The organism is Arthrobacter sp. 10L424, from assembly GCF_056395325.1.
Genome location: NZ_JBFTJH010000003.1, coordinates 872,121 through 894,076 on the forward strand (window position 1 = coordinate 872,121; position 21,956 = coordinate 894,076).

The window sequence follows — 21,956 nt, forward strand, 5'->3', positions numbered from 1 at the left end:
AAACGAAGCGTTCCAAGGCAGCACGACGACGACCAGAGGCGTGTGCAACAAAGTCGCCTTTCGTGGTGGAAGCCTCGACCGTTCGCTTCTGCGAACAACTGCATGGGCGGGGCTCTGTCGCTGATGGCGACTGCACGAATCGGGCCTGTTTTCGGGTTAAGCTGCAAGCGTGAATGGATATGCCGAAATCTTCAACTTTAGCGACCGGACGATCAGCGGTTGGGCCTTACATGCGTCCGACGTCATTGTGTACCTCAATGGCAGCAGGATCGGTTCGGCCAAGCCGACTGGCAGCCGCGAGGACCTAGAACGGGTCGTGCCAGGGAGCGAGGTATTCACGGTCCAGTGTTCGGAGCCGATTAGTGCGCTGGATTTCGTATCCGGCCGCGCAGAAGTCCGGGCCGTACAGGGCGACTCGTCCTTGAAACTGAAGTTGACTGCCAACGGGCAGAAGGTGCTCCGTCATGCAGCCATTGACGGCTTACTGGCAGAGTCCCCGGACTATCCCACCTTGCCGCGCATTGGCGCTCGAGTTAACTCTGACGTCGAAGCGGTAAAAGACAGCGTCGACGCCGGACAAATGTCTTCAATGCTGATCCCTCTTGGCGTGCGTTCGGAGGACAGGTCGGCGCTGGTCGGCAGAAACGGGCACCTGTTTCTTGTGGACGGCAGCAATTCTCTACTGGCGCAATACAGCCCGGGCTACGACTACGGACCCGGAGGTCTGGAAGGCATGCTGGCGAGGTGGCTTGAAGTACTAGCGGCCCGGGAAGAGGGATGCCGGTCGCGGGGAGTCAGGTTCGTACAGACCATCATCCCGGAAAAGCTGACGGCGATGCGAGAGAGTTCACCTGTGGCACTTGACGGGCCAACTCCCCTGTACGGCCAATTGGAGAAGTCTCTAAACAGCCACGGTTGGTACGTAAGTGGTATGAAGCCGTTCGCATTATGGTCAGACGAAGACGATCCATACCTGGCGACCGACACGCACTTCTCGGCAGCGGGTGCGAAGGCCATGTTCACCGCGTTGACTCATGTTGTTGACCCCACAATTTTGCCCCTCTTGGAAGCCATCGTCTTCGACGAGATCAGTTACGGCACCGGGGACCTAAGCGAACGCTTTTATGGTCTGCCTCTATATTCGAAAAAGTTGGAACCTAGCCCCGGGCAGCTCGAGGACTTCAACTACGACCTTGCCGTAACGGAGCGGTACTTCCCTCCTACCGGATTTATCGGGCGCCGGTTCTCATGGACCAATGATTCGGCGCCCAGCCGGCTCAAAGTGCTGGTTTTCGGAAATTCTTTCTTCGGGGGTGGCGACATACCGGGGCAACTCGCCTGGTGGGGTAAGCAGTTCTTCAAGGAATTTCACCATGTTTGGCGCCCAGATTTTGACTGGTCCCTCATTGAGGAGATTGAACCAGACATCGTTATCGGCCAGACGATTGAGCGATTCCTCAGGCTCGTTCCTGATGCTTGAAAGCAACTACATAGGTCTGGATCGGCTTCCATGCGTCCCACCCGGCGGCCGGCCAGACCTGTCCCTTTCGTGATCTCCGCCTCGTGAGCTGCCACACCAGCCATCCAGCAAAGCCGCGCAACATGGGACGACCTGCACCCACCGCCGGCGGAATGCTGTGAAGTGAGGTGAAGCGGAGCAAGCGCCGCGGAGTCAGCACTCAGTGTGCGACAGCGCAGGAGCCGGGGCTGTACAGACAATAGTCGCGGCGACCGAGAGAACTTCCACATCCCACGGCGGGGGCCACTTGCAATCGCCGCAAATCTGGGCACCTGCGGCCAGTGTCGCAGCCGCGCAGAGACAGACCGTGCCCTGGTTCGCCACCCCCGACGCCACGGTCGAGTGACGCCCCCGAAAACGGCTCGGCCCTACAGCTCCCCTCTGTTGGGGAGCGCCTGACCTGACGTGAACATCAAGGCCGATAAGAATCTCCCAACCTACGCTTGACCAGCGTTCAAGGATCGTATGCGTTGGGAATAGGCCAACCACACTCGGGCTCGTTGGAGATATCAACGCTAGGTCAGGCACTTCAATCGCATGGGCGCCGTGGCATGAGCGAGGGCAGGGCCATACGCGCCGTGGAAGGGAACTGGCCCCGGCCCACGCACTGTGCCATGAGAAGAGTTGATAAAGACGTATCCCAGACGCCAAATGGGCCGCCACTGGTCAGAGTACCTCGTCAAATCGTTCCCACAGGAACGGGGCCCGCCAGAATTTTTGATCTAACTCGGAGTGCGACGGCACGCCGAAATCGTCCGGACATGCGTGACCAAAATGCGACCCTACGCGCCCGGGACAACGAAAAACGGCCCCGGGCTGATGCCCGGGACCGTCTTATCTGTGACCCCAGCGGGATTCGAACCCGCGTTACCGCCGTGAGAGGGCAGCGTACTAGGCCGCTATACGATGGGGCCGCGTACTCTCCAGAACAACATTTCTGCCGTTCGCGCTAAGCGATTATTTCATACACTCAGCAAGTGTTTCAAATCGGCGAACCGACTCAAAACCCCTGATCAGCCGCGGAAATCCGCGGATTTTTCAGAGCTGGGATACCAGGACTCGAACCTAGAATGACGGTACCAGAAACCGTAGTGTTGCCAATTACACCATATCCCAATGGAACTTTCGGGCCGGATCCGTGGGTCTAAACCCGCGCTCCCGGCGCCTCAGCACGAGTAATTACTTTACCCGAGAGTTTTCCTGCGCACAAATCGGCCGGTGAGCCGCCTGCGAAACAGCCGCTTGGAGCCCCTGTCGCATTCTCCGCGCCCGGAAACCCTTGCCATTCCGGGACCAACAAGTTTACGCTCGGTAAGTTACCAGCGAGTAACCACCCCTCCCCCACTCCGCCGAGGGCAGCTGCATGGCTATTTTCGAATGTTAGCTGCATCACAGCCCGGGGGCCGGCAGCAAAGCCGCTGCCGGGCAACGCCGTCGAGAGGAACCATCTGTGACACAGAGCCGTGCCGCCGCCATCAGCAAGACCCGCACCCGCGCCCAACAGATCGCCATCGCCGTCCTCGCCCTGCTGCTGATTGCCCTTCTGGGCTTCTATACCCTCGTTACCGGCCGAATAGTGGATGGTTCCGCCCGGCTCAAGGACGGCGCCGGGCAGGCCTCCGCCGGAGCCACACAGCTGAAGGACGGGGCCGGCAAACTCGCGGCGGGCGCCGGGCAGGCGGACACCGGCGCCGGCAAGCTCTCGGCCGGTGCCGAAAAGGTCCATGCGGGGATCAGCGGGAAGCTTGCTCCCGGGGCTGAGAAGCTCCAGGCCGGAGCGGACCAGCTGGCGACGGGCGCCGCCAAGATCGAAACGGACGTCAACAACAAACTCGCCCCCGGCGTCTACAAGGTCGACGACGGCGCGCAGAAGCTTGCCGCCGGAGCGGTGCAGCTCTCGGCCGCCCTGACCCCCACGGCCGCCGGCAACGCCGAGAACAACCTGGCCGACGGCGCCACACAGCTTGATGCGGGTGCGGCCCGGCTGGCAGCAGGTACCGGTGAACTGGCCGCCGGCACTGTCCAGCTCAAGGGCTACCGGGGCGCCGGCAATGACCCGGCAGCCGGCACCGGAACAGCGGCCCTCGCCCAGGCCCTCGAACTGCTACAGGCCGCAGCCTCGGATCCTGTGCAGGGCCTGGTGCCTTTGTCCGTGGTCAAGGACAAAATCGCCAAAATCACCTCCGGTGCGCAGAAGCTTGACGCGGGAGCCTCGCAGCTGCAGGCCGGTGCGGGGCGCCTGCAGGCAGGGGCCGGCCAGCTGCACGCGGGGACGGGAAAACTGACAGCCGGTTTCGGGACGCTGGCCGGAAAGCTCAACAGCCAGGACCCCCAGAATCCCGGTGTGGTGCTTGGCACCCAGCTGCTGGCCGAGGGAACATCCAAGATCCGGACCGGCATGGACGGCGTTCCGGGCGACCCCGCCCGCCCCGGGCTCATCAAAGCCGCCGCGCGGATGACCGAAGGCAGTTCCCGGCTCGCGGACGGGACCGTGGCGCTCAACTCCGGCATCAAGGGGGATCCGGCGGATCCGGCCAACCCGGGGCTGCTCAACGGATCTCTGGCCCTCGCCTCGGGCGCCACCGAGCTCTCGGCGGGCAACACGAAACTGGCGTCCGGTTCCTCGCAGCTTTCCACCGGAGCAGACAAGCTCGCGGACGGGAACGCCCGGATTGCGGAGGGCACGGGCACCCTGCACTCCAGCGCCGCGGCCGTCTCGCCGTCGACGATGGCCGGCCAGGCCGACGCGGCTATGGCCCTCGGGATCGTCGGTGTCCTGGGCCTGGGTTCGGTCGGCGCGTTCCTGGGGCTGCGGAACCGGCGGGCAGGTGCCGGCACTGCCCCGGCGGAAGGTTAGGCCAGCAGTTCCAGCAGGGAACCGACCTCGCGGCCCGCAAAGCCCGGGGCCGGTTCCCCGCCGCGGTTCAGCCAGACGCCCAGTAGGCCCGCCGCCGTCGAACCGTCAGCATCGAGGAGGCGGTTGTCCCCCACATACAGCGTTTCGCCGGCGCCGGTGCCGAGGCGGCGCACGCCCTCCAGGTAGATGGCCGGATCCGGTTTCGCCGCACCCACCGTGTCCGTCCCCACGAGCACGCTGATGCGTGCCAGGCCGGCGGCGTCCAGCTTGACCCGCTGGTAATCGTGGACGTTGTTGCTTACGGCGCCGTAGGGGATGCCGGCTGCATCCAGCGCGTCCAGCATCGGCGTGACGTCGTCGAAAGCGCGGATGTAGCCGTGCTGCCGGCTGGCGTAGGAGCTGACCCAGTGGTGGGCCTGCTCGCCGTCCTCCAGCTCCACGCCGAAGTGGCCCAGGGCGGCCCGGCCCCGGAGCAGCCGCTGCTCGTTGAAGGTCAGCTCACCGGCCAGGTACCGGTCGTAGAAATGGGTGGTCTCGCGGGTGAAGATCCGCCCGAACTTCTCCCACCCGGCCTGGTCCAGGCCAGGCAGGAGGTGTTCGCTGGCGTCACGCACGGCCGCCGTCATGGCGAACTCCAGGTCCACCAGGGTGTCGTCGATATCGAAGAGCACCCCGCGAACGCGGCCCAGTCCGCCGCCCAGGCGGGCTGCCAGGGCATTCGTTCCGGCGCTGGTGATGACTTCGGGTGTGCTCATCATCAGCCGCGGAAAGCGCGCAGCCGGGCCAGGGACGAATCCTTGCCCAGGATCACCATGGATTCGAACAGCGGCGGGGAAATCCGGCGGCCGGAGATGGCCGTGCGGACCGGACCGAAGGCCAGGCGCGGCTTGACGCCCAGTCCCTCCACCAGCGCTTCCTTGAGGGCGGCCTGGATGGTCTCGGCGTTCCAGTCGGCCAGGGGCTCCAGGGCGGCCAGGGCGGCGTCGAGCACTTCAGTGAGGTTCTCCGGAAGCCCCTTGCGGGCGTCGTCCGCGACGTCGATCGCGTCGTCGTTCTTGAACAGGAAGGCGAGCATCTCGGGGGCCTCGCCCAGCAGTGAGATGCGCTCCTGGATCAGCGGGGCCGCCTCGGCGAGGATCTCCTCCTGGCGGGCGGTGAGCGTGTCGCCGACGAACCCGGCGGTGCGCAGGTAAGGGACGAGCCTGCCGCGGAAGTCCTCGGCGTCGAGCATCCGGATGTGCGTGCCGTTGATGGCTTCGGCCTTCTTGATGTCGAAGCGGGCCGGGTTGGCGAGCACGTCGTTGACGTCAAAGTTTTCGATCAGCTGGTCCACCGTGAAGATATCCTCGTCGGCGGAGAGGCTCCAGCCCAGCAGGGAGAGGTAGTTGAGCAGGCCTTCGGGGATGAAGCCGCGGTCCCGGAGCAGGAAGAGGTTGGACTGCGGATCGCGCTTGGAGAGCTTCTTGTTGCCTTCGCCCATGACGTACGGCAGGTGGCCGAAGACCGGCAGGTAGCTGGCGACGCCGATGTCCATCAGCGCGCGGATCAGCACCACCTGGCGGGGCGTGGAAGAGAGCAGGTCCTCGCCGCGGAGCACGTGGGTGATGCCCATCAGCGCGTCGTCCACGGGGTTGACCAGGGTGTAGAGCGGGGACCCGTCGGCGCGGACGATCACGTAGTCCGGGATGCTGCCGGCCTTGAAGGTGATCTCCCCGCGGACCATGTCGGTGAAGGTGACATCGGTGTCCGGCATCCGGACGCGGAGTACGGGCTGGCGGCCCTCGGCCTTGAACGCGGCAAGCTGCTCGTCGGAGAGCTCGCGGTCGAAGTTGTCATAGCCCAGCTTGGGGTCGCGGCCGGCGGCGCGGTGGCGGGCCTCGACCTCCTCCGGGGAGGAGTAGCACTCGTAGGCGTAGCCGGCGTCGATCAGCTTGGCGACGACGTCCTTGTACAGGTCCAGGCGCTGCGACTGGCGGTACGGCTCGTGCGGCCCGCCGACCTCCACGCCTTCTTCCCAGGTGATGCCGAGCCATTTCAGGGCCTCGAGCAGCTGCTGGTAGCTTTCCTCCGAGTCGCGCGCCGCGTCCGTGTCCTCGATGCGGAACACGAAGGTGCCCTTGGTGTGGCGGGCGTGGGCCCAGTTGAAGAGGGCCGTGCGGATCAGGCCGACGTGCGGGGTGCCGGTGGGTGACGGGCAGAACCGGACACGGACCGGGGTGTCGGCAGTGACTTCGCTGGTCACGCTGGGGGCGGAGCTGGAGACGGCGTCGGGCGCAGAAGGAGTAGTCATAGTGGTACCAACATTACCAACCCCCATCGGTGCCGGGCGCCCGCACTTTCCGCCGCGAAAACGGACAGCCGCCCCGTGGATCCACAGGGCGGCTGTCCGAATCCGGCGCGAAAATCGCTAGCGGCGGACCACCGGGTTGGAGAGGCGGCCGATGCCCTCGATTTCGACCTCGAAGCGGTCGCCGGCCGTAACGAGTCCGACGCCGGCGGGGGTGCCGGTCATGATGACGTCGCCGGGCAGCAAGGTGAAGGCCTGCGAGACGATGGAGACGAGTTCGCGGACGCCGCGGATCATCTGGCTGGTGCTGCCGTCCTGGCGCAGTTCGCCGTTGAGGCGGCCCTGGATCTGCAGGTCCTCGGTGTTGAGCTCGGTCTCAATCCACGGCCCCAGCGGCGCGGAAGTGTCGAAGCCCTTGGCCCGGGCCCACTGCAGGTCGGTCTTCTGGACGTCGCGGGCGGTGAGGTCGTTGCCGCAGGTGTAGCCGAAGATGACGTCGTCGACGCGCTCCTCCGGGACGTCCTTGCAGATCCGGCCGATCACGACGCAGAGCTCGGCTTCGAAGGACACTTCCTCGGAGAACTCCGGCAGGATGATCGGATCGTTGGGTCCGACCACGGACGTGTTGGGCTTCAGGAAGAGCAGCGGCTGCGCCGGGACCTCGTTGCCGAGTTCCCGGGCGTGCTCCACGAAGTTGCGGCCGACGCCGATGACTTTGCTGCGCGGGATGATCGGGGCGAGCAGCCGCACGTCCTCCAGCTTGTGCCGGACGGCGGTTCGTTCGACGCCGTGGAAGAAGGGGTCGCCGTTGATGACAGTGACTTCCTCACTGCCGGGCTCACCTTCAACAATGCCGTAGAGGGGATCAGAATCGACTACAAACCGGGCGATACGCATGGCTCCAAGCGTACCGTCTCCGGCGGACGTCCCTGACGAGGTGGCGGACCGTGGCACGCACCCAGCACTTCCCAACTAGCTGGCAGCAGGGGCCGTTATGAGCATTCAAAACGGCCTCTGCTGCCAGCTATATGGGTGAGCTCCGCAGGTAGTGCAGCTGGGCGGCCACGGAGAGTTCCGCCGCGGGGCGTACTGCGGGGTCGACGGCGGCGTACACGGCGTCGGCCACCTCTGCCACTTCGGCGCCGGCGCCCAGGTTTTCGAGCGCGGACCGGATCTGTGTGAGGCGGTCCTCACGGTGGTCACGGTACGCGCGGACAATGGTGTCCAGCGCGGGCAGCATGGGACCGTGGGCCGGGAGGACGGTCGCGGCGCCGAGGCGTTCCAGCCGGTCCAGGGAGGCCAGGTAGTCCCCCAGGGTGCCGTCGGGGTAGTCCAGGACCGTGGTTCCGAGGCCCAGGATCGTGTCCCCCGTGAGGACCGAGCCCTGGCGGCCGTCGGCCGGCAGGTGGAAGCAGACCGAGTCCGAGGTGTGGCCCGGCGTTGCCACAACCCTGATCTCCGCCCCGGCGGCGTGGATAACCTCGCCGTCTACCAGGGGGCTCCCCCCGTGGCAGTGGGCCGGATCCATGGCGCGCACGGGCGCCCCGGTCAGTTCGGAGAACCTGGCGGCGGCGGCCGTGTGGTCGGCGTGCCGGTGCGTGATCAGGATGAGCTCGACGGGGCCGGCCTGGGCGAGTTCCTGCAGGTGCGGCTCATCCAGCGGGCCGGGATCCACCACGACGGCGCCCGCCGCTCCGGGCGCGGCAATCACGTAGGAGTTGGTCCCGTGCAGGCTCATCGGCCCCGGGTTGGGGGCCAGCCTGAAGCGGGTCAGCTCTGTGCTGCGCACCATGGCGCGGGGGTCGTCCGGGATCACCGTTCCATCTTCGCACCGAACCGGCAGCCGCACGAGCCGTCCGTCACACGGGCAGCAGCCCCGCAACCCAACAACGACGGCGGCCCCGCACCGGAAGGTGCGGAGCCGCCGTCGAACGCTGCGTGTAACTTCGGCGCCGGCGCTCAGGCCAGGCGGGTGAGCCAGCCGTGGGTGTCCTCGTCGGCGCCGGTCTGGATGCCGAGGAGCTGCTCGCGGATGGCCATGGTGGTCTCCCCCGCCTTCGCGTCCTCGGAGCCGATGAACTCGGTGTCGTCCTTGAGCACACCGATCGGGGTGATCACGGCGGCGGTGCCGCAGGCGAAGACCTCGGCGATCTCGCCGGATGCCACGCCGTCGCGCCATTCATCCAGGGTGATCTTGCGTTCGGTGACCTCGCGGCCCATGTCCTTGGCAACCTGGATGACGGACATCCGGGTGATGCCCTCGAGGATGGTGCCGCTCAGCGCGGGCGTCACCAGGGAGCCGTCCTTCATCACGAAGAACACGTTCATGCCGCCGAGCTCTTCCACGGCGTTGTCATTGAACTGGTCCAGGAACAGCACCTGCTTGCAGCCGTGGGCCTCGGCTTCCTGCTGCGCGATCAGTGACGCAGCGTAGTTGCCGCCGCACTTCGCGGCGCCGGTTCCGCCGCGGCCGGCGCGGGCGTACTGGCGGGAGATCCAGATGGAGACGGGCTTGAGCTCGCCGCCGAAGTAGTTGCCTGCCGGGGACGCGATGACGCGGAAGGAAACTTCGCGGGCAGCGCGGACACCGAGGAAGGCTTCGGTGGCGATCATGAACGGCCGCAGATAGAGGGCTTCGCCGTCGCCGGAGGGGACCCATTCCTTGTCCGCGGAGACCAGTTCGCGGATGGCGCCGAGGAAGTACTCTTCCGGGAGCTCCGGGAGTGCCAGGCGGCGGGCCGACTTGTTCAGGCGGGCCGCATTGGCCTCGGGCCGGAACGTCCAGACGGAGCCGTCAGCGTGGCGGTAGGCCTTGAGGCCTTCGAAGATTTCCTGGCCGTAGTGGAGCACCGCGGCGGAGGGGTCCAGGGAAATGGGACCGTAGGCCTCAACGCGGGCATCGTGCCAGCCGCCCTTGCCCTCGGCATCGACGCTGTAGTCGACGATCGCGGTGTGGTCGGTGAAATAGTTGCCGAATCCCGGGTTCGCCAGGATGGCAGCACGTTCTTCAGCGGACTTCGGGGTTGCCGAGGGCTGCTGGGTGAATTCGACGCCATGGGCAGTCTGGGTCATGGTTCCTCCACGGTCGGCTGCCTGGTGTGAACGTGGTTCATCGTCGGACCACGGCAGCATATTGGTGATTCGAAACAAGCTTACGCCCGTTGGCGGGGCCTACAGGGCGGCGGCGATCGCGTCACCGATCGCGCTGGTGCTGCGCGCCTCGCCACCGCGGCCCGCAACGTCCGCGACGACGGCCGCTTCGATTTTGCGGGCGGCGGCGCCGTAGCCAAGGTGGTCCAGCAGGAGCGCGGCGGAGAGGATGGCCGCCGTCGGATCCGCCTTCTGCTGGCCGGCGATGTCCGGCGCCGACCCGTGGACGGGTTCGAACATGGACGGGGCAGTGCGTTCCATGTTGATGTTGCCGGATGCGGCGAGGCCGATGCCCCCGGTGACCGCGGCGGCCAGGTCGGTGATGATGTCGCCGAAGAGGTTGTCGGTGACGATCACGTCGAAGCGTGCCGGGTCGGTGACCATAAAGATCGTGGCGGCGTCGATGTGCAGGTAGTCGTGAGTGACCTCGGGGAACTCCTGGGCCACGGCCTCCACGGTGCGCTTCCAGAGGTGGCCGGCGAAGACCAGGACGTTGTGCTTGTGCACGAGCGTGAGCTTCTTGCGCGGGCGGTCGTTGGCCCGGCGGAAGGCGTCCCGGACCACACGCTCCACGCCGTGGGCGGTGTTGAGCGAGACCTCGGTGGCGACCTCGTGCGGGGTGCCGGCGCGCAGGGTGCCGCCGTTGCCCACATAGGGGCCCTCGGTGCCTTCGCGGACCACAATGAAATCGATGTCGCCGGGATGGGCGAGCGGGCTGGCCACTCCCGGGTACAGACGTGAGGGCCGCAGGTTGACGAAGTGGTCCAGGCTGAAGCGCAGCTTGAGCAGGAGTTCACGTTCGATGATGCCGGACGGGATCCGGGTGTCGCCCGGGGCCGCCCCGACAGCGCCGAAGAGGATGGCGTCGCGGGTCCGGAGATCGGCGAGGGTTTCCTCCGGCAGGGTCTCCCCCGTTTCGAGCCAGTGCTGGGCGCCCAGCTTGTAGTGGGTCTGCTGCAGCACGATGCCCTCCGCTGCGGCAGCCTTCTCCAAGACCTTCACGGCTTCGGCCGTGACCTCGGGGCCGATGCCATCGCCGGGAATAACGGCCAGATCAATCGTGGATGCGCTCATGTTTTCAGCCTAGCCAAGACATCCACATGCTGGTCAAGTCGTCTCACTATTCGAACGCGGCGGCACGTGGTTAACGACGTCGAGGTGAGACTTCGCGCCCGTGTCATCGAAGGACATGGGCGCGGAGTCTCACCTCGGTGGAGCGCCGGGACCGTTACGCCTCGGCGGGCTCCTCATACTTCGGGAAGACCGGGGCGGGTGCGGGCAGCGCAGTTCCGGCGACGATCGGGGTGCCCAGGGCGGCGAACTCGCGCGGCTCACCCTCCGGCTGGCCGAGTGTGTCCAGGATGGCCGCCGTCGCCGCCGGCATGACCGGCTGGGCGAGGATGGCCACGATCCGCAGCACCTCGAGGGTCACGTACAGGACGGTGTTCATGCGTTCGACGTCGGTCTTCCGCAGCACCCAGGGCGCCTGCTCGGCGAAGTACGCGTTGGTGTCACCCAGGACGTTCCAGATGGCCTCGAGGGCGCGGCTGAACTCCTGCTTTTCGAACGCGGCGCGGGAAATGTCCAGCAGGCCGTTGGCCTGGCCCAGCAGCGCGGCGTCCTCGGCGGTAAATCCAGCCGGAACGGGGACGGCGCCGTCGCAGTTCTTGGCGACCATGGACAGCGAACGCTGGGCCAGGTTGCCGAAGTTGTTGGCGAGGTCCGCGTTCATCCGGCCCACGATCGCGTCGTGGCTGTAGGAGCCGTCAGCGCCGAAGGGGACCTCGCGGAGCAGGAAGAAACGCACCTGGTCCAGGCCGTACTGGGCAACCCAGTCCGCCGGTGCGACCACGTTGCCGAGCGACTTGGACATCTTGACGCCCTGGTTGTGCAGGAAGCCGTGGATCATGACGCGCCCGGGCAGTTCCAGCCCGGCGGACAGCAGGAACGCGGGCCAGTAGACGGCGTGGAAGCGCGAGATGTCCTTGCCGATCACGTGGACGTCCGCGGGCCAGTACTTCCGGAACAGCTCGGATTCGGTGTTCGGGAACCCGACGCCGGTCAGGTAGTTGGTCAGCGCGTCCACCCAGACGTACATGACGTGGTCCGGGTTGCCCGGGACGGGGACGCCCCAGTCGAAGGAGGTGCGGCTGATCGACAGGTCCTCGAGGCCGCCCTTGACGAAGCTGACCACCTCGTTGAAGCGGTTGTGCGGCGCGCCGAAGGACGGGTGGTCCGCGTAGAGGGCCAGCAGCCGGTCCTGGTAGGAGGAGAGCTTGAAGAAGTAGCTCTCTTCCTCGGTCCAGGTCACCTCGGTGCCGGTTTCGGACGCGTAGCGGAGGCCGTCGGCCTGCACTTCGGTCTCGTCCTCGACGAAATAGCGCTCGTCGCGGACCGAGTACCAGCCGGCGTACTTGGAGAGGTAGATGTCCCCGTTGGCTTCCATCCGCTGCCAGAGCGCCTTGGCCGCCTCGTAGTGGTCCGGGTCTGTGGTGCGGATGAAGCGGCTCAGCGAGATGCCGAGGTCATCGCTCATCTGGCGGAACGCGGCCGAGTTGCGGTCCGCGAGCTCCTTGACCGGGATGCCTTCCTTTTCCGCCGTCTGCTGCATCTTCAGGCCGTGCTCGTCCGTGCCGGTCATGAAGAAGACGTCGTAGCCGTCCAGGCGCTTGAAGCGCGCCATCGCATCAGTGGCGATCACCTCGTAGGCGTGGCCGATGTGCGGCACGCCGTTGGGGTAGCTGATGGCCGTGGTGATGTAGAACGGGGTTTTTTCGGAAGTGGTCACAGCTTTAACCTAGATCAGTTCGGTGAGGGTATCGCTCTGGCGGACAAGTTCGTGGTCATGTGAAGCCACCAGAACGGCGATCCCGTCCGACGTCGTGTCCTTGAGAATGCTGATGATGCGGTTGGCCGCGGACCGGTCCAGGCTCGCGGTCGGCTCATCGACCACCAGCACGCGGGTGCCCAGGATCAGGGCGCGGGCGATCGCCACGCGCTGGCGTTCACCGCCGGAGAGCTGGGCCGGGCGGTGGCGCATGCGCCGGCCCAGGCCCACGAGGTCCAGGAGGTCCTTGGCCATGTCGCGGCGCTTGTCCACCTCGCCGTCGGGCACAGCGGGCAGGAGCACGTTTTCGAGCGCGCTCATCCCGTCGATCAGAGCGCCGCCCTGGTCGACGTAGCCGATCAGGGCGCGGCGGCGGTCGGCGATTTCGTCGTCACCCATGGTTTCGAGGGAGTCACCCTCCCAGAACACCCGGCCCGACGTCGGCAGGGTCAGGCCCGCGCCGACGGTGAGGATGCTGGTCTTGCCCGAGCCCGAGCGGCCGGCGACGCAGTGCATTTCGCCGGCGTGCAGCGTCATGTTGAAGTCGTCCACCACGTTGACGGCTTCGGCACCGCCCTTGCCGCCGCCGTAGTGGATCGTGATGTTGCTGAGCTCCAACGGGGTGGCGTGGTCAGCGGCCTTCACGATGGTGTTGGCGCGCGTCTGGTGGGCGCCGCGGCGGGTGCTTGCCGTCATCCGCTCGTGAGCCTCGCGGTCAAGGTTCAGGTCGTTGTTCATCGGACCACTTTCGTTGCAATCGGAATCCAGCAAAGTACAGCCACGAGCCCGGCGATAGCGGCCCAGAGCGCGGCATAGGGGGCGAGGAGAAGGCCGACGCCCAGAGCGCCAAGGATACCCAGCGGCAGCGCGACCGCCCCCACCATGGCATTTTCGAACACGCGGACCTGGCCCAGCATGTCCGGGTTCCAGCCCATGGCCTGGAGCGTGCCGAGGTACTGGCGCTTGGCCTGCAGCTCGAAGCGGCCCGTGACCATCGTCAGCAGCAGGCCGACGGCGACGCCGGACAGGCCGAGGACGATGCTGGGCAGCGCGATGGACGTCGCGGCCAGGCCGCTGAGGGCGCTCGCACCGGCGGCGCGGGGAATGTCGATCAGCAGGGCGACCATACCGCCGACCGCTGCCCCGAAGACACCAACGGCGACGGCCAGGGCGACGGTGTTGAATTTGTTGGTGCTCAACTGCCGGCTGGCGAACGTCAGCGGGGAGTCCACGGCGATGAGGCGTTCATCGTGCTGCGGCTCCTGGTCCACCACCTCGCGGTGGCGCAGCTGCTGGGCGGCGAAGAATGCCGCGCCGGCGTAGAGCACCAGCACGGAGGCCGACACGATCGCCGTGGCAGGGTTCCAGCTGACCAGGCTCAGGACGATTCCGGCGATGGCCAGCAGGGCAGCCCCCACACCGAATTCGGCAAGCACCCAGGACCGGATCCGGCGCTGGGTCCAGCCCATGGCGCGCAGGGTTCCCGCCTCGGTGCGGCGTTTCCGGACATAGCTCACGGTTGAGGCGCCCGTCAGCAGGGCGGCACCGCAAAGGGTGAGGAAGAGCAGGGTCAGGTTGGTCGCGGTAAGGGAACCGGAGACGGCGTCCGCGGCGTCCTGGCGGACCCACGATTGCTGCACGGTGCCGAGCGGGGACTCCTTGCCGGCGTCGTCCTTGGAGTAACCGGGGACAAAGATGCTGGCGTCCTCACGGGCCGAACCGGCCACAACGGTTGCCTGCAGGCCCATGTCGCGGATTTCGTTGGCGAGCTTCTCCACCTCGGGCTGGGCTTCCTTCCAGCTGCCGGGCACCTTGGCGCGGATGCGGACGGCGTCGATCACGGACGCGTTGTCCTCGTAGCCGCGGGCGGCGGCGAGGCCGTAGTAGTCGGTGATGGCGCCTGCGGACTGGCTGGCCAGGCCCGTGGCGCTGAGCGAGGGCTTGAGCTCGGTGTTCTCGACGTCCTTGCCGGAGGCGTCCTTGGTGAGCGTGAAGGGTGTGGGGTCATAGCCGCCCAGCGGCAGGCGGTTGACGTCGCCGGCCGCCTCCTTGACCTGCTCAGCGTCGAACGTGCCGTAGACCATGGCGAGCGGCGTGGCGAGCTTCTTCCCGGTTTCGAGGTCTGAGCGGTAGGAGCGCTCGTCGACGGGCTTGCGCTGGGTCTGGTCCACAGGGGCGCCGTTGGCGGATTTCTCCGGGAGGCGGTTCACGGTGACCCAGTCGCCGGGGGTGGCGCTCTTGTCCACGGCGCCGTTGCCGGCTGTCTCACCGTCCGTGTACTTCGGGGCCGACGCGAAGTCGGTGCTCCAGGTGGCGGGGTTGTAGAGGCCCTGGCTGAAGCTTCCGGTGTCGCCGAGCAGCTGCGTGAGATCTTTGGACCCGGGCCAGGCCAGGGCGAACGGGGACTTGGAAACGAAGGGCAGGTAGTCCTTATCCAGCGAGCGGGTCACGGTCCCGACGTCCTTGGTGACGTTGCCGGAGGCGTCGATTTCCTCGATTTTGACCGAGTACTTGAGGTCAAGGGAGGTGCCGGAACGGACAATCAGCGGAATCGCCTGCGAGTCTTCGGTCAGCAGTCCGTTGCGCTTGGCCTGCTGGTACTGGCTCATGAGAGGCGCCCAGTACTTGAGCTTGACGCCGAGGAAGTCGGGGCCTTCCTTGAGCTCGTCCATGCCGATGCCGGTGGTGAAGAGGCTTTCGAAGTGCCGGCCGATCGCGCCGGCGTTGCGGGCGTCGGCGGGCGGCGCCTTCTCCAGCGGAGCGAGGAAGTCACCGGCGCTGCCCAGCAGGGCACGCTCGGAGACGGGGTCGACGGCGACGACGGATTCCGTCACCTGCGGGGCGAGCGGGAGCGAGACGGCGAGGTTGAAGAGGTTGTGCTCGGAGCCGCCGGCCGGGGCGGGGAACTTGATGCCGGTCTCCCCCGCCGGGCCCTCGATGCGGACGTTCTTGCCGCCGGCAACCTGCTCCTCGACGAGCTGCGCCTTGCCGAGGGATCCTTCGGCTGTGGTCTTAAACAGGGTGTGATCGGACTTGCCGTCGGAGCTGACAGCGCTGGCGGTGAGGCGGTATGACTTGGGCTTGTCGGACAGGACCGACTCCGCGGCAGGCCATTTGCTCGGATCGGTGGCGCTGGGGTCCCCGGCGGTGCCGGCGAGTCCGGCCTGGTAGCCGAGGTAGTCGGTGGCCTCCAGGCGCGGTGACTCGAGGTTCTGGGTGACGCGCGAGACGAGGCTGATCGGGGCCGCCACGGACGTGCCGGAGAGCTTGCGGAGGGAGTCCAGCTGCTCGAAGCTGATGCCGCCCTGGCCGGCCGCGATTTCCGGTTGCATGAGCCCGCCGTTGTCGTCGGCCTTTGCCTGGACGAGTACGTCGTAGAGCCCCCGCGAATTCTGGTCAACGGTCCGGTTCAGGGCAGCCTGAGACTGGCCCTGGACGAGGACCGAAAGGCACATGGCCACGATCAAAATGGACGCGGTCAGCAGAAGCACTCTGCTTCTGATGAACCTCTGGACGGCGTTCATTGGGCTCCTGAAAGCTGGATTGCGTGCGCACACCACAGTTCATTCCACGCGGAATTGAAGGCGTCCCCTGCCGGGTGTGCAAAAAGTAAAGGCCGGGCTGCCGGCCGGATCCGAAATTCGGACGTAGCCATTGTACGCAGACCAGCCATGCGTTCGCGGACACCGGCGGCGGTCAGTGCCGCCGCCGGTGTCCGCGGTGCAGACGTCAGTCCTCGAGATCGACCTCGCGCACCATGTCGGCGCCGATTCCGGCCTTGATGGCGTCCAGGACCTGCTGCGGAACGGAGCTGTCGATGGTCAGCAGGGCGAGCACCTGGCCGCCCTCGTCCTGACGTGCGACCTGCATGCCGGCGATGTTGATGTTGTTCATGCCGAGGATGTGCCCGATGGTGCCGATCACGCCGGGGCGGTCGGAGTAGGCGACCACCACAAGGTGTTCGCTGATCGGGATCTCCACCTCGAAGCCGTTGATCCCGACGAGCTTCTGGACCTGCTTGGGTCCGGTCAGGGTTCCGGCCACGGAGATCTGTGTGCCGTCGCTCAGGGCGCCGCGCAGGGTCAGGACGTTGCGGTACGACTCGGTGTCCGGCGTCGTGATCAGCCGGACGTTGATGCCGCGCTGCTCGGCGATCACGGGGGCGTTGACGTAGGAGACCTGCTCGGTCACGACGTCGGCGAAGATGCCCTTGAGTGCCGCGAGTTCGAGGACTTTGACGTCGAGCGAGGAGATTTCGCCGGCAACCTCGACGTCGAACTGGGTGAGCGAGGCGTGCGTCATCGCGGTGAAGATGCGGCCCAGCTTTTCCACCAGTGCAATACCCGGGCGGACGTCCGGGGCGATCACGCCGCCGGCGACGTTGACGGCGTCCGGAACGAGTTCCCCGGCCAGGGCCAGGCGGACGGACCGGGCAACCGATACGCCGGCCTTTTCCTGCGCTTCGTCCGTGGACGCGCCCAGGTGCGGGGTGACCACAACGTTGTCCATCTTGAAGAACGGCAGGTCGGTGCTGGGTTCGTTTACGAAGACGTCGACGCCGGCTCCGGCGATTTCGCCGGCCTCCAGCGCGGCGTAGAGGGCTTCCTCGTCGACGAGGCCGCCGCGGGCGACGTTGATGACGTACGCGGTGCTCTTCATCTTCTTGAAGGACTCGGCACCGAGCATGCCGACGGTCTCCGGCGTCTTGGGCATGTGGATGCTGATGAAGTCGGACTGGGCCAGCAGCTCGTCGAAGGTCACCAGCTGCACGCCGAGCTGCGCGGCGCGGGCCGAGGTGATGTAGGGATCGTAGGCGAGGATCTTGGTGTCGAAGCCCTTCAGGCGGGCCGCCACGAGGGCGCCGATCCGGCCCAGGCCGATGATGCCGATCTTCTTCTCGAAGAGTTCGGTGCCGGTGTACTTGGAGCGCTTCCACTCGCCGTCCTTGAGCGCGGCGCTGGCCTGCGGGATGTGGCGGGCGAGGCTCAGGATGTGGCCGACCGTCAGTTCCGCGGCGGAGACGATGTTCGAGGTGGGTGCGTTCACCACCATGACGCCTGCCTGGGTGGCGGCTTTGATGTCGACGTTGTCGAGGCCGACGCCTGCGCGGGCGATCACCTTGAGGTTCTTCGCGGCGGCGATGGCCTCGGCGTCCACCTGGGTGGCGGAGCGGACCAGGATCGCGTCGACGTCGGCGATCGCAGAGAGCAGCTGGGAACGGTCCGCGCCGTCGGTCTGGCGGATTTCGAAGTCCGGGCCAAGGGCGTCGATCGTGGCGGGCGAAAGTTCCTCAGCGAGGAGTACTACAGGTTTGGTGCTTGTCACCGGTGACCTCTTTAGCTCTCTTGTATAACAGGCGTGGATTTTGGTGCGGATGGTGCGGGTGTTGCAGAAAAGCAGGGAAGCCGGACCCCAGTTGGTGTCCGGCTCCCCTGCCGGTCAGTGCCTAGCGGGCCACTGAGCCTTCGGTGTAGTCGTCTTCGTTCTTGATCCAGGAGAACAGCTTGCGCAGTTCGCGGCCGGTGGCCTCGATCGGGTGGTCCTCACCCTTCTTGCGGAGCGCCTTGAACTCGGGGGCGCCGGCGTCCTGGTCGTCGATGAAGCGCTTGGCGAAGGTGCCGTCCTGGATGTCCGCCAGGACAGCCTTCATGTTTTCCTTCACGTCCGGGGTGATGACGCGCGGGCCGGAGACGTAGTCGCCGTATTCCGCGGTGTCGGAGACGCTCCAGCGCTGCTTGGCGATGCCGCCTTCAACCATGAGGTCAACGATGAGCTTGAGCTCGTGCAGCACCTCGAAGTAGGCAACCTCGGGCTTGTAGCCGGCTTCGGTGAGGGTCTCGAAGCCGTACTGGATCAGCTGGGAGGCGCCGCCGCAGAGGACAGCCTGCTCGCCGAAGAGGTCGGTTTCGGTCTCTTCGGTGAAGGTGGTCTCGATGACGCCGGCGCGGGTGCCGCCGATGGCCTTGGCGTAGGACAGTGCGAGTTCGCGGGCCTTGCCGGACGGGTTCTGCTCGACGGCGATCAGGTCCGGCACGCCGCGGCCGGCCTCGAACTCGCGGCGGACGATGTGGCCCGGGCCCTTGGGGGCAACGAGGGCGACGTCGACGTCGGCCGGCGGCTGGATGTAGCCGTAGCGGATGTTGAAGCCGTGGCCGAAGAACAGGGCGTCGCCGGCCTGCAGGTTCGGGGCGATGTCCTCGGCGTAGACGTGGCGCTGGACCTGGTCCGGGGTGAGGACCATGATGAGGTCTGCTTCGGCGACCGCGGCGGCGACGTCGAGGACGCGCAGGCCCTCTGCCTCGGCCTTGGCGCGGGACTTCGAGTCGGCCTTCAGGCCGACGCGGACGTCAACACCGGAATCGCGCAGGCTGAGGGCGTGGGCGTGGCCCTGGGAGCCGTAACCGATGACGGCGACGGTGCGGCCCTGGATGATCGACAGGTCGGCGTCGTCGTCGTAGAACATTTCAGTCACTGGGGTGTCTCCTTTTGAGTGGATTCTTGGGTGGTGCTTGTCGGTGAAACGTGTTGAGTTGTGGTGCTGCGGCAGGGCCTGTTCGCGCCGGGGTCTCCCCTGGGCTAGTTCTACGCTGTTTCTTACGCGCTGCGTAACGCCCTGTCGCTCATGGAGCGGGATCCCCGCCCAACGGCCAAAGTGCCGGACTGCACGATTTCGCGGATGCCGAAAGGCTCCAGCACTGAGAGCAGCGCCGTGAGCTTTTCCGGGTGGCCCGTTGCCTCAATGACCACCGACTCTGTGGAGACGTCGACCACTGATGCGCGGAACAGGTCTGCAGCCTGGGTAACCTGCAGCCGTGTTGCGGCATCCGCACGTACCTTGACCAGGATGTGGTCACGCTGTACGGAAGATTCGGAGGTGAGCTCGACGATCTTGATCACGTTGACCAGCTTGTTCAGCTGCTTGGTGATCTGCTCGATGAGCTCGCCGTCGGCGTCGACGACGACGGTCATCCGGGACATGCCCGGAACTTCGGTCGGGCCGACGGCCAGGGAGTTGATGTTGAAGGCCCGGCGGGCGAAGAGGCTGGCGACGCGGGTCAGCACACCGGGCTTGTCTTCGACCAGAACGGACAGTGTGTGGCGGGTCATGATCAGTCCTCCTCTTCCCATTCGGGGGTCAAGTTGCGGGCAACCTGGATCTGGTCGTTGCTGACTCCGGCGGGGACCATCGGCCACACCATGGAGTTGGGGCTGACGACGAAGTCAATGACCACGGGGCGGTCGTTGATCTCCAGCGCCTTCTGGATGGTGGCGTCGATGTCCTCGTCGCGGTCGCAGCGGAACGAGGCGCAGCCGTAGGCGTCCGCCAGCTTGACGAAGTCCGGGATCCGGACGGTGTCGTGGCCGGTGTTGAGGTCGGTGTTGGAGTAGCGGCCCTCGTAGAAGAGGGTCTGCCACTGCCGCACCATGCCGAGGGAGGAGTTGTTGATGATGGCAACCTTGATCGGGATCTTGTTGATCGCGCAGGTGGCCAGTTCCTGGTTGGTCATCTGGAAGCAGCCGTCGCCGTCGATCGCCCAGACCACGCGGTCCGGGTTGCCCACCTTGGCGCCCATGGCGGCCGGTACGGCGTAGCCCATGGTGCCGGCCCCGCCGGAGTTCAGCCAGGCGTGCGGGCGTTCGTACTTGATGAACTGCGAGGCCCACATCTGGTGCTGTCCCACGCCGGCCACGTACACGCCTTCGGGGCCGGTGAGCGCGCCGATGCGTTCGATCACGCGCTGCGGGGCGCTGAGCCCGTCGTCGGGTTCGGTCCAGCCCAGGGGGTAGGTCTCCTTGAGGTTGTTCAGGAACGCCCACCAGTTGGTGTAGTCCGGGGTGCCGGAGACGGCGAACAGGGCGCGCAGGGCGTCGCTGAGTTCCGGGATGATTTCCTTGACCGAGCCCACGATCGGCACGTCGGCGGTGCGGTTCTTGGAGATCTCGGCCGGGTCGATGTCCGCGTGGATGACCTTGGCGTTCGGAGCGAAGGACTTCAGTACGCCCGTCACCCGGTCATCGAAGCGGGCCCCGAGGGTGATGAGCAGGTCGGACTGCTGCAGGGCGGTCACGGCCGAGACCGTGCCGTGCATGCCGGGCATGCCGACGTGCTGCGGGTGCGAGTCCGGGAAGACGCCGCGTGCCATCAGGGTGGTGACCACGGGGGCCCCGGAGAGTTCCGCGAGCTCCAGCAGTTCCGCCGAGGCGTGTGCCTTGACGACGCCGCCGCCCACGTACAGCACGGGCTTGCTGGCCGCCGCGATGAGCCGGGCGGCTTCGCGGACCTGCTTGTTGTGGCCACGGAGCACCGGGTGATAGCCGGGGAGGTCCACCTTCGGCGGCCAGGAGAAGGTCATCTGGCCCTGCTGGGCGTCCTTGGCGACGTCCACCAGGACGGGGCCCGGGCGTCCGGTCGAGGCGAGGTGGAAGGCCTCGGCCATGACGTGCGGGATGTCGTTGGGGTCGGTCACCAGGAAGGAGTGCTTTGTGATCGGCATGGTGATGCCGACGATGTCCGCTTCCTGGAAGGCATCGGTGCCGATGACTCCGCTGGAGACCTGGCCGGTGATGGCCACCATCGGCACGGAATCCATGTGGGCGTCCATGATGGCGGTAACGAGGTTGGTGGCACCCGGACCCGAGGTGGCGATGCAGACGCCGACCCGTCCGGTAACCATGGCGTAGCCTTGCGCGGCGTGGCCGGCTCCCTGTTCGTGACGGACCAGAACGTGGTTCATTCGGGAAGCCATCAAGGGGTCATAGGTGGGCAGGATCGCGCCACCGGGCAAACCAAAAATATCCTCCACGCCGAGTTCTTCGAGCGCGCGGACAATTGCTTGTGAACCGGTCATCACCGTCGGGGGTACGACGTTGTTCGGTCCGAGGACAGGAGAGACGGCAGCAGTGTCGACGCCGGCGTCGGCCGGGCGTTCGACGCGTTCAGGAGCCTTGGGGGCTCCTGCGGACTTTGTGGCCATCAGCGAGGGGCTGATCGGCGATCCTTTGCTCATCGGACTCTTCCTTAGTGGATCTACAGTGGGATCTTCGGTGATCGTGGAACTGCTGGTACTGCGTGATGCTGGTGTTACCGGTGGTGCGGAAATAAAAAAACCCCTCAGCCTGACGGCTCTTCGAGGGGTTTGCGCGTGACGGTTCGTTACCAGTCGGGCTAATGTGCCACGCGCTTGGTAAGTACGACGACTGCTTCTGCGGCAGCGCGGCTGGTAACGAGCTCGATCATGCGTTCAGTTTTCCCTCTTAGTGAGACACGTGTCAACGAGCGCCGCTCGTGTCTCACTATTTGGACTCCGTCGTCCAC

General features: G+C 66.3%; 15 protein-coding genes and 2 tRNA genes. 2 read left to right on the forward strand and 15 right to left on the reverse strand.

From position 1 onward, the window contains the following. Positions 1-169 precede the first annotated feature (169 nt). Positions 170-1,480, forward strand: a complete 1,311-nt coding sequence (locus AC1DC5_RS09610) for an alginate O-acetyltransferase AlgX-related protein (protein WP_476864969.1) — start codon at positions 170-172, stop codon at positions 1,478-1,480. A gap of 880 nt (positions 1,481-2,360) precedes the next feature. Here the strand turns inward: AC1DC5_RS09610 and AC1DC5_RS09615 are convergent. Both AC1DC5_RS09615 and AC1DC5_RS09620 read right to left on the reverse strand, forming a co-directional pair. After that, positions 2,361-2,433, reverse strand: a tRNA-Glu gene (locus AC1DC5_RS09615). A 130-nt stretch (positions 2,434-2,563) separates the two neighbouring features. After that, positions 2,564-2,635: transfer RNA gene (locus AC1DC5_RS09620), tRNA-Gln, on the reverse strand. Between the two features lie 334 nt (positions 2,636-2,969). On the opposite strand from AC1DC5_RS09620, the gene AC1DC5_RS09625 reads away from it, so the two are divergent. Continuing rightward, positions 2,970-4,376 carry a hypothetical protein gene (locus tag AC1DC5_RS09625; RefSeq protein WP_476864970.1) on the forward strand — a complete coding sequence of 469 codons (1,407 nt, stop codon included), beginning with the start codon at positions 2,970-2,972 and terminating at the stop codon, positions 4,374-4,376. Here AC1DC5_RS09625 and AC1DC5_RS09630 read toward each other — a convergent pair. The 13 genes from AC1DC5_RS09630 to AC1DC5_RS09690 all read right to left on the reverse strand — a co-directional run bounded on the left by AC1DC5_RS09630 (position 4,373) and on the right by AC1DC5_RS09690 (position 21,648). Continuing rightward, positions 4,373-5,131, reverse strand: a complete 759-nt coding sequence (locus AC1DC5_RS09630; RefSeq protein WP_476864971.1) for an HAD family hydrolase — start codon at positions 5,129-5,131, stop codon at positions 4,373-4,375. The genes AC1DC5_RS09625 and AC1DC5_RS09630 overlap by 4 nt on opposite strands. Positions 5,132-5,133: 2 nt before the next feature. After that, positions 5,134-6,666: a glutamate--tRNA ligase gene (gltX, locus tag AC1DC5_RS09635; RefSeq protein ID WP_476864972.1), complete on the reverse strand. Its 1,533-nt coding sequence runs from the start codon at positions 6,664-6,666 to the stop codon at positions 5,134-5,136. 117 nt (positions 6,667-6,783) lie between these two features. Next, on the reverse strand, positions 6,784-7,560 hold the full coding sequence (locus tag AC1DC5_RS09640) for a fumarylacetoacetate hydrolase family protein (RefSeq protein ID WP_476864973.1): 777 nt from the start codon (positions 7,558-7,560) through the stop codon (positions 6,784-6,786). A gap of 127 nt (positions 7,561-7,687) precedes the next feature. Then, complete coding sequence (locus tag AC1DC5_RS09645; RefSeq protein ID WP_476865002.1) at positions 7,688-8,455, reverse strand: MBL fold metallo-hydrolase; 768 nt, start codon at positions 8,453-8,455, stop codon at positions 7,688-7,690. A gap of 167 nt (positions 8,456-8,622) precedes the next feature. Next, complete coding sequence (locus AC1DC5_RS09650; protein ID WP_476864974.1) at positions 8,623-9,735, reverse strand: branched-chain amino acid aminotransferase; 1,113 nt, start codon at positions 9,733-9,735, stop codon at positions 8,623-8,625. Between the two features lie 99 nt (positions 9,736-9,834). Beyond that, positions 9,835-10,887: a 3-isopropylmalate dehydrogenase gene (locus AC1DC5_RS09655; RefSeq protein ID WP_476864975.1), complete on the reverse strand. Its 1,053-nt coding sequence runs from the start codon at positions 10,885-10,887 to the stop codon at positions 9,835-9,837. A gap of 154 nt (positions 10,888-11,041) precedes the next feature. After that, entirely contained in the window at positions 11,042-12,601 is a 1,560-nt protein-coding gene (gene metG, locus AC1DC5_RS09660; RefSeq protein ID WP_476864976.1) for a methionine--tRNA ligase, read from the reverse strand. Between the two features lie 9 nt (positions 12,602-12,610). Then, positions 12,611-13,378 (reverse strand): ABC transporter ATP-binding protein, encoded by a 768-nt coding sequence (locus AC1DC5_RS09665; protein ID WP_441406547.1) that lies wholly within the window; start codon positions 13,376-13,378, stop codon positions 12,611-12,613. Further along, entirely contained in the window at positions 13,375-16,164 is a 2,790-nt protein-coding gene (locus AC1DC5_RS09670) for an ABC transporter permease (protein ID WP_476864977.1), read from the reverse strand. The genes AC1DC5_RS09665 and AC1DC5_RS09670 overlap by 4 nt, the downstream gene beginning before the upstream one ends. A gap of 205 nt (positions 16,165-16,369) precedes the next feature. Continuing rightward, a complete protein-coding gene (serA, locus tag AC1DC5_RS09675) occupies positions 16,370-17,965 on the reverse strand; it encodes a phosphoglycerate dehydrogenase (RefSeq protein ID WP_441406549.1) in 1,596 nt (531 codons plus the stop codon). A 121-nt stretch (positions 17,966-18,086) separates the two neighbouring features. Further along, on the reverse strand, positions 18,087-19,112 hold the full coding sequence (ilvC, locus tag AC1DC5_RS09680; protein WP_441406550.1) for a ketol-acid reductoisomerase: 1,026 nt from the start codon (positions 19,110-19,112) through the stop codon (positions 18,087-18,089). 122 nt (positions 19,113-19,234) lie between these two features. Beyond that, a complete protein-coding gene (gene ilvN / locus AC1DC5_RS09685; protein ID WP_069952167.1) occupies positions 19,235-19,747 on the reverse strand; it encodes an acetolactate synthase small subunit in 513 nt (170 codons plus the stop codon). Positions 19,748-19,749: 2 nt separating this feature from the next. Next, positions 19,750-21,648, reverse strand: coding sequence for an acetolactate synthase large subunit (locus AC1DC5_RS09690; protein ID WP_441406551.1), 1,899 nt, complete (start codon positions 21,646-21,648; stop codon positions 19,750-19,752). Positions 21,649-21,956: the final 308 nt, after the last annotated feature.

What these genes read in the sequence shown, in the direction of transcription:
- ilvN (WP_069952167.1), bottom strand. Translation starts at nt 19,747, where the DNA reads ATGACCCGCCACACACTGTCCGTTCTGGTCGAAGACAAGCCCGGTGTG.
- AC1DC5_RS09640 (WP_476864973.1), bottom strand. Translation starts at nt 7,560, where the DNA reads ATGCGTATCGCCCGGTTTGTAGTCGATTCTGATCCCCTCTACGGCATT.
- AC1DC5_RS09650 (WP_476864974.1), bottom strand. Translation starts at nt 9,735, where the DNA reads ATGACCCAGACTGCCCATGGCGTCGAATTCACCCAGCAGCCCTCGGCA.
- AC1DC5_RS09630 (WP_476864971.1), bottom strand. Translation starts at nt 5,131, where the DNA reads ATGAGCACACCCGAAGTCATCACCAGCGCCGGAACGAATGCCCTGGCA.
- AC1DC5_RS09690 (WP_441406551.1), bottom strand. Translation starts at nt 21,648, where the DNA reads ATGAGCAAAGGATCGCCGATCAGCCCCTCGCTGATGGCCACAAAGTCC.
- AC1DC5_RS09670 (WP_476864977.1), bottom strand. Translation starts at nt 16,164, where the DNA reads ATGAACGCCGTCCAGAGGTTCATCAGAAGCAGAGTGCTTCTGCTGACC.
- AC1DC5_RS09665 (WP_441406547.1), bottom strand. Translation starts at nt 13,378, where the DNA reads ATGAACAACGACCTGAACCTTGACCGCGAGGCTCACGAGCGGATGACG.
- AC1DC5_RS09645 (WP_476865002.1), bottom strand. Translation starts at nt 8,455, where the DNA reads ATGGTGCGCAGCACAGAGCTGACCCGCTTCAGGCTGGCCCCCAACCCG.
- gltX (WP_476864972.1), bottom strand. Translation starts at nt 6,666, where the DNA reads ATGACTACTCCTTCTGCGCCCGACGCCGTCTCCAGCTCCGCCCCCAGC.
- AC1DC5_RS09655 (WP_476864975.1), bottom strand. Translation starts at nt 10,887, where the DNA reads ATGAGCGCATCCACGATTGATCTGGCCGTTATTCCCGGCGATGGCATC.